Source organism: Microbacterium sp. AISO3 (assembly GCF_002204305.1).
Taxonomy (GTDB): Bacteria; Actinomycetota; Actinomycetes; order Actinomycetales; family Microbacteriaceae; genus Microbacterium; species Microbacterium arborescens.
The window spans coordinates 43,413-55,033 of the sequence record NZ_NHRF01000007.1 but is presented as its reverse complement, the minus strand read 5'-3'; the positions used below and the strand labels follow the sequence as shown (position 1 = coordinate 55,033).

The following is an 11,621-nucleotide window of genomic DNA, read 5'->3' as shown; positions in this document are numbered from 1 at the left end:
ACCGTCGTCTCAGCATCCGTCCCACCGAACGCCGCCGAGAACTCCGCCGCAGACCCCGCCGGCACCCCCGCCGGCCCTGGATGCTCCGTCACCACCGGACGCACCGGATTCACCGTCAGCGTCGCCGCGTCGGACCACACCGACCCTGAGGCGTTGCTGTAGCGGACGCGGTACTGGCGACCGTCCATGTCGAGCGTCACCCGCTCGAAGGTGAGTGTGGGGTCAGCGGCGGCATCCGGTACGTCTGCCCAGCTCGCGCCCCCGTCGACCGAGTGCTCCCAGGTGGCGCTCGTGGGCGCAGCCGTACCGGTATACCGACTGGTGAACGTCGCCGAGCCGCCCTCCGAGACGGAACGGGAGACGGGCGACTCGGAGACGACCGCCAGAGCCGGGATAACGGTGAGCCTGGCCGGATTCGTCGCGGCCTCGGTCCGCGCGTTGGAGAACACCGCCCGGTAGGACATGCCGTCGAGAGCGAAGTCCGCCTCGACCTCGAACCGCGCCTCTGCGTTGAATCCGATCGGGACACGGGACCCGTCGATGTCGGTCCACGAGGACTGGTCGCGCGACTCCTGCCAGCGGACCTCCGCCGGGGCGGAGGCCCCGCCATGACGGGCGGTGAACACCGCTGTCGCGCCCTCCGCGAGAGTCTGGCCCTGCGGGCTGGCGTTGACGGCGATCTGCCCGGGGAGAACGGTGAGGGTGGCGGGGTCGCTGTAAATGACGACTCCTGTCGGCGCGGCGACCTTCGCCCGATACATGTAGCCATTCATGTGCCACCAGACGTCGGGCAAGTCGTACGACAGCGTCACCCTGGACGTGGAGCCGTTCATTGTCGTCTCCGTACCTGCGATATCGCCCCAGGTGAGCCCCCCGTTGATGCTCGCCTGCCAGTTAGCCGTGAGATCACTGACGCCCATCGGCCTCACATTCGCCGTGAAGTCGGGCCGGAAGGGCCGGCCATTGCGCTCAGCGAGTGACACGTCTTGCGGGTGGGTAGCCCACTCCGGACGCACGCCCCACCCACCTTCACGAGCGAGGTCAGCGAGGCCCGGCGCCGCGCCGGAGCCGCCTCGCGCTGGCACGCCAGCCGCTGGGCTAGCCGCCTTCTGTCCCTCGGGTTGTTCGGGACCACTTCCTTCGCCCTCCGCGAGATCAGTCTCGCTCGCAGCGGCGCCCCCGGCATGCTCTTCCGTGTCCTCGGCGTCGGCCTGCCCCGCGTGTCCGGCCTCAGTCGCCACCATGACGGCGTGAGCCGACGCGGGTGCCTGCAGGAACGAGCCCACGGTCAGCACCGAGGCCAGTGTGAGAGCGATCAGCATCCGGAAGAACAGGTACACGAGAGGTTCCCATGCTCGAGGGCGGCACGACCCATGCGGGTCGTCTGGTCGTTCCGAGTCTGTACGTCATACATGGCGCTCTTACGCGACTGCGGCCGAACTGAGTGCACCCGTGACCGACATGAGGGCACCGACGCGCCGCGTAGGTGCCCTCATGGTGTGCTCGTGGCCCGCGCTTCGCCGTGCCGGGCTCGCGCCGCTGAGCCTGTCGACAGCACGTCGAGCACCCCGAAACCCACGCGACACCGCGGACGAGCAGCCGATCAGTCGTCGAGGAGCTCAGCCTCGATCACGTCGTCGTCCCCTCCGGCAGCTGCCGGCCCGGCAGGCTCCGCCGCGGGACCGGCACTCGTGAGGACGAGCGCCGAGCCGTCGGCGGCGACATCGACCCGCACGATGTCGCCGTCGCGCACCCCGCCCGACAGGATCGCCATCGCGAGGCGGTCCTGGATCTCCGACTGGATGAGGCGTCGCAGCGGGCGCGCGCCGAACACGGGGTCGTAGCCGCGCTCGGCCAGCCAGGCACGCGCGTCGGGCGTGACGGCGAGCGAGAGACGCCGGTCCTTCAGGCGCCGCTGCAGCGCGTCGACGGAGAGCTCGACGATCTGCGCGAGGTCGTCCTGGCTGAGAGCCTCGAACATGACGGTGTCGTCGAGGCGGTTGAGGAACTCGGGGCGGAAGGCCTGCCGCAGCAGGATCTGCACCTGCTCGCGCTTCTGCTCGAGGCTCAGCGTCGGGTCGATGAGGATCGGCGATCCGAGGTTGGACGTGAGGATCAGGATGACGTTGCGGAAGTCGACCGTGCGGCCCTGACCGTCGGTGAGGCGGCCGTCGTCCATGACCTGCAGCAGCACGTCGAAGACCTCGGGGTGCGCCTTCTCGACCTCGTCGAGCAGCACGACCGAGTACGGACGGCGCCGAACGGCCTCGGTGAGCTGGCCGCCCTGCTCGTAGCCGATGTACCCGGGAGGGGCACCGACGAGCCGCGACACGGAGTGCTTCTCGCCGTACTCCGACATGTCGATGCGCACCATGGCGTGCTCGTCGTCGAAGAGGAACTCGGCGAGCGCCTTCGCTAGCTCGGTCTTGCCGACACCGGTCGGCCCCAGGAACAGGAACGAGCCGGTGGGACGGTTGGGGTCGCTGATGCCCGCGCGTGAGCGGCGCACGGCGTCGGCGACGGCCTTGACGGCGGTCTTCTGCCCGATGAGGCGCTTGCCGAGCTCGGACTCGAGGCGCACAAGCTTCTCGGTCTCTCCCTGCAGCAGGCGCCCGACGGGGATGCCGGTCCAGGCGGCGATCACGGCGGCGATGTCTTCGTCGGTGACCTGCTCGTTGACCATCCGCTCAGGACCGTCGACGGCGGTCTCGGCGCGCTCCGCCTCGATGACCTCGCGTTCGAGCGCCGGGATCTCGGCGTACAGCAGGCGCGACGCCTTCTCGAGGTTGCCCTCGCGCTGGGCCCGCTCGGCTTCGACCCGAGCCGCGTCGAGTCGCGTCTTGAGGTCGCCGACGCGGTTCAGCGAGGCACGCTCGCGCTCCCATCGCGCCTGCAAGTCGTCGAGCTTCTGCTGCTCGTCCTTCAGCGTCGCGCGCAGGGCCTCGAGACGCTCGCGCGACGCGGCATCCTTCTCCTTCTTGAGCGCGAGCTCTTCGAGCTTCAGCCGGTCGACGTGCCGGCGCAGCTCGTCGATCTCGAGCGGCGCGGAGTCGATCTCCATGCGCAGGCGCGACGCGGCCTCGTCGATCAGGTCGATCGCCTTGTCGGGCAGCTGACGTGCCGGGATGTAGCGGTTCGAGAGGGATGCCGCGGCGACGAGCGCGCCGTCGGAGATCGCGACCTTGTGGTGGGCTTCGTAGCGCTCCTTGAGACCGCGGAGGATCGCGATGGTGTCTTCGACGCTCGGCTCGCCGACGTAGACCTGCTGGAAGCGGCGTTCGAGGGCGGCATCCTTCTCGATGAACTCGCGGTACTCGTCGAGGGTGGTCGCGCCGATGAGGCGGAGCTCACCGCGGGCGAGCATGGGCTTGAGCATGTTGGATGCCGCGACCGAGCCCTCGCCGCCGCCCGCGCCCATCAGCACGTGCAGCTCGTCGATGAAGGTGATGATGCGGCCGTCCGACTCGGTGATCTCCTTGAGCACGCTCTTCAGCCGCTCCTCGAACTGGCCGCGGTACATGGCGCCGGCCACGAGAGCGGAGATGTCGAGCGAGACGAGCTCCTTGTTCTTGAGGCTCTCGGCGACGTCGCCCGCGACGATGCGCTGGGCGAGGCCTTCGACGACGGCGGTCTTGCCGACGCCGGGCTCGCCGATGAGGACCGGGTTGTTCTTCGTGCGCCGCGTGAGCACCTGGCTGACGCGGCGGATCTCGCTGTCACGCCCGATGACCGGGTCGAGCTTCCCCTGGCGGGCACGGTCGGTGAGGTTGATGCCGAACTGCTCGAGGGCGCTCTGCGCCTCCTCCTGTCCGGGCTGTTGCGTGGCGTTCATGTCTCTCCTGAAATCTCTCGGCTCAAACTTGAGCCTGTCTGACTCAAGTTTATCACCGCGAGGCTCAGGGCGCTACGGCCCCCGCCGCCGCCCCCGCGGCCGAGGCCGCTAGAGACCGCTGCGTAACACGGGTCTCGATATGCGCGAGCAGGGCAAGACGAGGCCGGGTTCGCAAGAAAAGGGCGACAGCGTGCAGCACGGTGAAGAGCGCGCATGACCATCCGATCGGGCGCAGGAATTCCACCGAGGCTAGTGACAGCGCGAGCGCAAGGGCCGAACCGATGGCGAGCGTGATCCCGAGCCCCTGCACGGCGATCCGAAGCTCCGGGCGTTGCGACAGGTCCGCCGTCGCCCGCCAGACGACGCTGAGCACCAGATTGGGGTAGTAGATGGCGCAGGCGATCCCCACGAGACTCTGCCACCACGGCTGATCGAGCAGCCGGCCGACGACGAAGATCGCGGCAGCCACCCCCATCCAGATCATGAACGGAAGAACGAACTGGGCCACCGTCGCGACCCAGGGAGAACGCGGCGCACTCGTAATGGCCGAGACACCATAAACGCGGGCTCGCTCGTGGGCGATCTGCGCACGACGCTTCCGCTCGCGACCGTCCGCGACTCGTTCCACCGCCCGCGTCAGGAGGAGCGCCATCCACGTCAGCGCCAGCACCACCACGATCCGGGGCGTCTCGGACGGCGTGACGACGGCCACCGGCACCGTGAGCACGGCAAGGAAGCCCAAAAGGAGGGCGCCCACCACGATGCACCCGAAGAGCGCTTGCCTCGTCACCACTGCCATCGACTGCTCTTCGGCTCCGAACGCCGTAGCGGCGGCCGCCGCGACGAGAAATGTCGCCACCACGGCGGCGATGCCGAAGAAGTCGTGCAGCCCCACCTCCCCCGCGGCGGCGACCGCTTCGAGCGCATGGTGCCACGATTCCGCTGTCAGCGGCCCCGCCCCCGGAACCGTGGCGATCAGATAGGCGGCGCCGAAGACGCCGACCGTCATCAGCGCGAGCGATGCGGGCCCACTGAGCCACACCCACGCGAGAGCCCGTCGGGCCGAGCGCAGCTCTCGGTGAGCTACCGGCGCTGCACTCATGCGACGGCCGCATCGAGGGAGCGCGGCTCCGCTGCAGCGACATCCGGCACGCCCTCCCGCGTCGAGCGAACACCGGCTCCTACCGCCTCGGGTGTGCACGCGAACCGCGCCCGATACGCACTCGGGCTGAGCCCCAGGGCCCGGGCGAAGTTCTGGCGCAGGACGGATGCCGACCCGAATCCGCTGTCGGCCGCGATCTGGTCGAGCCCGAGGTCGGTGCGCTCGAGCAGGCGCTGGGCCCGCAGGATCCGCTGCCGCCCGAGCCACGCCGCCGGCGTCGTGCCGTAGTCGGCCTTGAACCGCCGCGCGAAGGTCCGGGGCGACATGTGAGCGCGCGATGCGAGGAGGTCGACGGAGAGGTCGAGGTCGAGGTTCGCGATCATCCAGTCGGTGATAGGCGCAAGCGAGAGCGACGCCGCCTCGGGAAGAGGACGGGCGATGAACTGGGCTTGACCGCCGTCGCGGAGAGGCGGGACGACCATCCGTCGGGCGATCGTGTTCGCCGCCTCGGCACCGAGCTCGATCCGCAACAGATGCAGGCAGGCGTCGAGCCCGGCCGCGGTGCCAGCCGACGTGATGATCCGGTCGGACTGCACGTAGAGCACGTCGGGGTCGACCTCGATGAGCGGATACATGCGCGCCATGGTCTCGGCGTAGCGCCAGTGCGTCGTGGCGCGCTTGCCGTCGAGCACACCCGCCGCCGCCACGGCGAACGCGCCGCTGCAGACCGTGAGCACCCACGCCCCGCGTTCGACCGCGCGGCGAACCACCGCCGTGACTCGCTCGTCGACGGCATCCCAGCTCTCGCGCGGAATGGGCGTGATGATCACCAGGTCGGCCTCGTCGGCGAACTCGAGTCCCGCGTCGACGTTCAGCGAGAACGCGAGGTTGGCCGGAACCACGCCGGGGTCGGGCGCCACGACCCGGAAGTCGAAGTTCGGAATCCCCTCGTCGCTGCGATCGAGACCGAACGCCTCGCAGGCGAGGCCGAACTCGAACGGTGCGAATCCGGGCTGGACGACGCAGGCGACCGTGTGCATGGCAGGAATCCTCCGAATACCGTCATCTCCGCCAGTATCGGCAGGATGACGCCCATCGTAGCGTTTCTGCCATGGATTCCGACATGCTTCTTCTCGCCGTCGCCCTCGTCGTCATCGCCGCGGTGACGGGCACCCTCGCAGTCGTCGCGCGCGACGGCTACCGCCGAGTGCCCACCGACGCGACGCGCGTGCCGCCGCGGGACGAGGCCGCCCCGACGCGCCCCACCGCCAGCCGGCGCCGCGTCGAGGGATCAGCCGAGGTCAGCGGGCGCGGAGCGCACGGGCGCGACGCGATGCCGCGAGCAGTCGCGACGCCGATTCCGCCCAGGTGAACCGGGCGATGTGGGCACGACCCGCCGCGACCAGCGCCGCACGAGCGGCATCGTCGTCGAGCGACTCGACGGCCGCCGCGAACGCGCGCGGGTCGCGGGGCGGCACGTAGAGCGCACCGTCACCACCGACCTCGTGGAAGATCTCCATGTCGCTGACCACCGCCGGCACCCCCAACGCGAGCGCCTCGGCGATCGGCAGCCCGTACCCCTCGTCCAGACTCAGCGTCGCGAGCGTGCCCGCATCGGCCAGGAGGGCCGCGTACTCGGCATCCGTCACCCCGCCGTGGAAGACGATACGGGCGTCGGGGGGCGCGAGCTTCTCGAGTTCGGCGCGCCGGCTGTCGGAGATCCGGCTCAGCAGGTGCAGCGTACGACCGGGCAGCCACTGCATCGCGCGGACGAGCGTCTCGACGTTCTTGTAGGGCATGAACGAGCCCATGTAGACGATGTTGCGCGGCTTGGCGGCTCCCGGCATCGCCGTCGACGGCGCGAGATCCGCCAGACGCTGCGGAGCGTTGGGGAGGACGACCACCTCGCGCTTGGTCAGCTTCACGTCGGCGAACTGCCGCTTGCTCGTCTCGCTGACGGTCGCGACGAGGTCCGCGGCGTTGAGCGTGGCGCGCTGGGGCGCGTACGAGAGGTGGAAGAGCCGCCAGCCCAGGCGCACGAACCACGGCAGATCGCGGGGCGGCGTGCGGTGACGGTAGTAGATCGTGTCGTGAAGCGTCAGGATGAGGGCGAACCGCCGGCCGAGCGCGCCGATCGTCTGCATGGGTGAGTAGACCACGTCGGGCCGATGCCGGTTCAGCCGCAGGGCCGCGAACGGCTCGAGCATCGACGTGGGGGCGTGCAGCACGACGTGCGGTGCCCCCTCCGGCAGGAAGGGAACCTGCGCGGGGTCGTGCACGATGAACGTGACCTCGACGTCCTCGGCGGGGGCCGCCGCGAAGACGGCGTGCGCGAGCTCGTGCGAGAAGCGGCTGATGCCGTCGTGGAAGTCGGTGCGGATGTAGCGCGCGTCGAAGAAGAGCCGCATCGTCACGCGTCGAGCGGCTCGCCGCGGTAGAGCTTCTCGAAAGTGTCGAGGGTGCGCTCGATGTCGTGGATCTCGACACCGTCGAGCGAGGCCTGCTGCATCCGCAGGTACTCCTCGGGAGAGGCGGTGAGCACCCGGCGCAGCTTGTCGGCGAGATCGTCGACGTTGCCGGGCTCGAAGAGGTAGCCGTTCACACCGGACTGGACGAGGTGCGGCAGGGCGACGGCATCCGCCGCGACGACGGGCAGCCCCGAGGCCATGGCCTCCATCGTCGCGATCGACTGCAGCTCGGCGATCGACGCGATCGCGAAGACGTCGGCCCGCGTGTAGGCCGCCCGCAGGTCGGCCTCGTCGGTACGCCCATAGAACGTGACGCGGTCGCTGATGCCGAGCTGCTGCGCGGTCTGCTCGAGGTTCCGGCGCTGGTCGCCGCCGCCGACGATGTCGAAGTGGACGTCGAGCTCGGGGGCGAGCTTGGCGACGGCCTTCAGGGTGACCTCGACGTGCTTCTCGGTCGTGAGGCGCCCGACGAACAGGATGCGGCGGTGCTCGCGCGGGGTGAGGTCGGGGGTGTAGTTGCGCTTGTCGATGCCGCAGCTGATCGGGATGACGCCCGAGATGTCGATCGTGCCCTCGAGGAACTCCGCGGCCTTGCGTGTCGGCGTGGTCACGGCACGCGACATCAGGAACGTGCGCTTGGCGTCGTCCCAGCAGAGCTTGATGATGATCTTGTCGAGGAACGGCGGGAGCGTCGTGAAGTCGATGACGTTCTCGGCCATGACGTGGTTGGTCGCGACGACGGGGATGCCGCGCTTGCGCGCCTCGCGCGTGAGTCCGCGCCCGATGACGATGTGCGACTGGCTGTGGACCACGTCGGGCTTGACCGAGTCGAGCACGCGCCGTGCGTAGTGCTTCGAGCGCCAGGGCAGTACGAAGCGCAGCCAGTCGTGCGGGTACCAGCGCCACCCGGGCAGGCGGTGGACGGTGAGGTCGGCGCCCTCGATGTTCTCGGTGAAGATGCCCGACTGCGAGTGCTTCACGCTCGGCGTCACGACGTGCACGTCGTGACCGCGGGCGGCCAGGCCGGCGGAGAGCCGCTCGGCGAAACGGGCGGCGCCATTGACGTCGGGGGCGAAGGTGTCGGCGCCCATCACGATGGTCAGGGGCGCGCGCGTACTGTCGGCGGGAACACCCTCGGTCGTCGTGGATTCGGTCACGGGTCAGGCCCAATCTGTACGGCGGAGTGCCGCCGGCTGTGGCCGACGCGGCGGGCCCGAGCTTACCCGAGCGGTCTTGGGGCTTCCGGGAGGCGGTGCGGCGTTGGGGAAAACCGAGCGGCACGGGCCTGCGCCGCGGGCTGCGCGGCAGACGGGGGCGAGCACCCAGGCGGCATCCCTAGGCTGTGGTCATGGCCCGACTCGAAGCCGATGCCGATCCCGCCCGCTGGGTACCCGTCACCGAATCATTCGGATTCTCCGGACGCCGCGCCCGCAAGCGCGCCATCGGGATGCTGCTGAGCCAGGCGAACGCCGCGATCGGCGCCGCGCCGCGCCCGGGCGGGCGCTTCGCGGCGTGGGCTGCGAGCCAGGCCGTGCCGATGCTCATGCGCCGCGCGAACGGGCGCGTACGGGCCTGGATGTGGAAGGCCGACCCCGAGCTGGTCGTCGTGCTCGCGCAGATGCAGGAAGCGACGCCGCAGGTACGCACCGCGCGGGCGATGATGCCGATGGAGTACGACGACACCGAGGACTTCCGCTCCCCCTACCTCGGGGCGGGCGAGAAGCTCGTGATGACGCTGCCGCCCGATCCGCGGACGCCGCCGTTCGTCTCGTACACGTGGGACACCGGGACGCATCTCGTGACGCTCTCGGCCGTGTGCAGCGACCGCGAGCGCGTGGGAACGGTTCTGGACGAGCTCGATCACCTCGCCCGCTCGCTCCGCGTCGTCGACGACCTGACCCTCGACGAGTCGGCTGGCACCCTCCGCCTCCCACCCGCCTGATCCCCACCGTCGCGCACGACGTCGCGCACGACGTCGACTCGCCAGGAACTGAGGATGCCGGGCGGCCGGATCCACAGTTCGTGGCGAGTCGACGGGGGGTCACTCCCCCGCGGGCGGGTCGGAGGGGCGGCGGTAGAGCACGACCTCGGTCGCCCGGCGCACGCGCGCGCCGTGACGTAGGGTCACGACCGCGCCGGTGGCGCCGGCGGCGAAGACCCGCGCACCGGGACGCTGCTGCATCTCGTCGCGCAGTCGTTGCTCGAGGTCGCGCACCTCGCGGCGGAGCCCAGCGACCTCGTTCTCGAGCTCCAAGATGCGCGCGATGGCGGGGAGGCTGATGCCCTCCGCAGACATCCGCGCCACTTCTCGCAGCTGCCGGATGTGACGCAGCGAGTATCGACGCGATCCTCCCTGCGTGCGCCCGGGCACCACGAGGCCCAGCCGGTCGTACTGCCGGAGGGTCTGCGCGTGCATGGCCGCGAGCTCCGCCGCGGCCGCGATCGCGAAGATCGGGGCGTCCTCGTCGATGTCGTCTTCAGCCATGGTTGGTCACCTCCTGGGCGTCGCGGGTGTCGCCGTCCAGCCCGCCGCCCCGTTCCGTGGGATCGGGGACGGCGAGCGAGCAGCGGGTGGATCAGCCGCGCGCCTTGTTCATCAGGTCGGCGCGGGGGTTCTCGCGGGGCTCGACCTCCGCGAAACGTTCGAGGGCCGCTCGGGCCTCCTCGTCGAGATGGGCGGGAACGGCGATTTGAACCTCCGCCAGAAGGTCGCCCGTGCCTTTGGACGTGCTCACGCCGCGCCCCTTGACCCGCAGGACGCGACCCGACGGGGTGCCGGGCGCGACCCGCAGCTTGACGGGGTCGCCGCCCAGTGTCGGTACCTCGATCGTGGCACCGAGGGCTGCCTCGGTGAAGGTCACCGGCACCACGACACGGAGGTTGAGTCCGTCGCGCGTGAACACCGGATGCGGCCGGACGGTCACGCTCACGACGATGTCGCCCGGCTCTCCGCCATCGGGCGAGGGACGCCCGCGACCGCGCAGCCGGATCTTCTGCCCGTCCTTGACCCCGGCCGGGATCTTCACCTTGAACGGCTTGCCGTCCTCGCCCTGGAGCGTGACGGTGTCGCCGCGAACCGCCGTGGCGAAGTCGAGCGTCGTCCGCGCCGTGACGTCGGCGCCGCGCTGCGGGCCGCCGAAGCCCTGGAACCCTCCGGTCGAGCGGCCGAAGCCGCCCGACCCGAAGCGACTGGACCGCCCGGTCTGCTGGTTGAACATCGCGAAGATGTCGTCGAAGTCGGCGCCGCGCGCTCCGGCGCCGCCCCGCGCACCCTGGTTGAAGGCGCTGAAGACGTCCTCGAAGCCACCGGCGCCCTGGCCACCCGCGGTGAAGCGGGCGCTGCCCGACCCCATCGCCCGGATCTGGTCGTACTCGGCACGCTGCTCCTTGTCGGAGAGCACGGAGTACGCCTCGCTGATCTCCTTGAACTTCGCCTCGGCCGCGGGGTCGCCCTGCGTCGAGTCGGGGTGGTACTTGCGCGCGAGCTTGCGGTAGGTCTTCTTCAGGTCGCTGTCGGAGACGTCTTTGGAGACGCCCAGCACCTTGTAGAAGTCCTTGTCGAACCAGTCCTGACTGGCCATGTCGTTGCCTCCTATTCGGCCGGCACGGCGACGACGACCTTCGCCGGACGCAGCTCGATGCTGCCGAGGCGGTAGCCGACCTCGACGACCTCGAGGATCGTCGGCTCGGCCGTGCCCGGGGTGGGCGCCTGGAAGATCGCCTCGTGCTGCTGCGGGTCGAAGGCGTCGCCGGCGGCGCCGTAGGACTCGACACCCAAGCGCGCCACGACCCCGCGGAGCTTGTCCGCGATCACAGCGAGCGGCGATCCCTCGACGAGGTCACCGTGCTTGTCGGCACGGTCGAGGTCGTCGAGCACGGGCAGCAGCCCCTTGGCGACCGACCCCTTGGCGCGCTCGATCTCGGCCTCGCGCTGGTCCTCGGTACGCCGACGGTAGTTGGCGTACTCGGCCTGCACGCGCTTGAGGTCGAGCAGCAGGTCGTGCTCCTCGGCCGGCGCCTCGGCGACGGCCGCCTCGTCGGACTGCGTCGCTCCGAGGATGTCGTCGATGGTCAGTTCGTCGTCCGCAGCCGCAGCGTCGGCGGCATCCGATGCTTCGGAGGCCTCGTGCGCGTCGGGGCCGGACGCCTGGGCGTCCGACCCCTTCCCGCCGAGGACCTCGTCTTCGCCGTGCGGCTCTTCGAAGTCCTTGTTGGTCAT

General features: G+C 70.2%; 11 protein-coding genes. 2 read left to right on the top strand and 9 right to left on the bottom strand.

Features of this window, described 5'->3' with window-relative positions:
• The 4 genes from CBF90_RS18415 to CBF90_RS11375 form a co-directional block, all read right to left on the bottom strand.
• On the bottom strand, positions 1–833 hold an 833-nt coding region (locus tag CBF90_RS18415; RefSeq protein ID WP_172407829.1), incomplete at its 3' end, for an immunoglobulin domain-containing protein.
• A 770-nt stretch (positions 834–1,603) separates the two neighbouring features.
• A complete protein-coding gene (locus CBF90_RS11385; protein ID WP_088380644.1) occupies positions 1,604–3,832 on the bottom strand; it encodes an ATP-dependent Clp protease ATP-binding subunit in 2,229 nt (742 codons plus the stop codon).
• 64 nt (positions 3,833–3,896) lie between these two features.
• A complete protein-coding gene (locus CBF90_RS11380) occupies positions 3,897–4,841 on the bottom strand; it encodes a hypothetical protein (RefSeq protein WP_141097153.1) in 945 nt (314 codons plus the stop codon).
• An 89-nt stretch (positions 4,842–4,930) separates the two neighbouring features.
• The gene (locus tag CBF90_RS11375; RefSeq protein WP_088380642.1) at positions 4,931–5,974 is read right to left on the bottom strand and encodes a helix-turn-helix domain-containing protein; all 1,044 of its coding nucleotides are present in this window, start codon (positions 5,972–5,974) and stop codon (positions 4,931–4,933) included.
• Between the two features lie 71 nt (positions 5,975–6,045).
• On the opposite strand from CBF90_RS11375, the gene CBF90_RS11370 reads away from it, so the two are divergent.
• Complete coding sequence (locus CBF90_RS11370; RefSeq protein WP_064956373.1) at positions 6,046–6,306, top strand: hypothetical protein; 261 nt, start codon at positions 6,046–6,048, stop codon at positions 6,304–6,306.
• Here the strand turns inward: CBF90_RS11370 and CBF90_RS11365 are convergent.
• Complete coding sequence (locus CBF90_RS11365) at positions 6,236–7,342, bottom strand: glycosyltransferase (protein WP_071918636.1); 1,107 nt, start codon at positions 7,340–7,342, stop codon at positions 6,236–6,238. The two genes, CBF90_RS11370 and CBF90_RS11365, sit on opposite strands and share 71 nt — an antisense overlap.
• 2 nt (positions 7,343–7,344) lie before the next feature.
• The gene (locus CBF90_RS11360; RefSeq protein ID WP_071918637.1) at positions 7,345–8,559 is read right to left on the bottom strand and encodes a glycosyltransferase; all 1,215 of its coding nucleotides are present in this window, start codon (positions 8,557–8,559) and stop codon (positions 7,345–7,347) included.
• Positions 8,560–8,750: 191 nt separating this feature from the next.
• Between CBF90_RS11360 and CBF90_RS11355 the strand changes: the two genes are divergently transcribed.
• Complete coding sequence (locus CBF90_RS11355) at positions 8,751–9,344, top strand: hypothetical protein (protein ID WP_023952822.1); 594 nt, start codon at positions 8,751–8,753, stop codon at positions 9,342–9,344.
• Between the two features lie 99 nt (positions 9,345–9,443).
• Here the strand turns inward: CBF90_RS11355 and CBF90_RS11350 are convergent, their stop codons facing one another.
• The 3 genes from CBF90_RS11350 to CBF90_RS11340 all read right to left on the bottom strand — a co-directional run bounded on the left by CBF90_RS11350 (position 9,444) and on the right by CBF90_RS11340 (position 11,621).
• Positions 9,444–9,887: a heat shock protein transcriptional repressor HspR gene (locus tag CBF90_RS11350; RefSeq protein ID WP_088380641.1), complete on the bottom strand. Its 444-nt coding sequence runs from the start codon at positions 9,885–9,887 to the stop codon at positions 9,444–9,446.
• A gap of 91 nt (positions 9,888–9,978) precedes the next feature.
• A complete protein-coding gene (locus CBF90_RS11345; protein WP_064956374.1) occupies positions 9,979–10,983 on the bottom strand; it encodes a DnaJ C-terminal domain-containing protein in 1,005 nt (334 codons plus the stop codon).
• Between the two features lie 11 nt (positions 10,984–10,994).
• Positions 10,995–11,621: a nucleotide exchange factor GrpE gene (locus tag CBF90_RS11340; RefSeq protein ID WP_088380640.1), complete on the bottom strand. Its 627-nt coding sequence runs from the start codon at positions 11,619–11,621 to the stop codon at positions 10,995–10,997.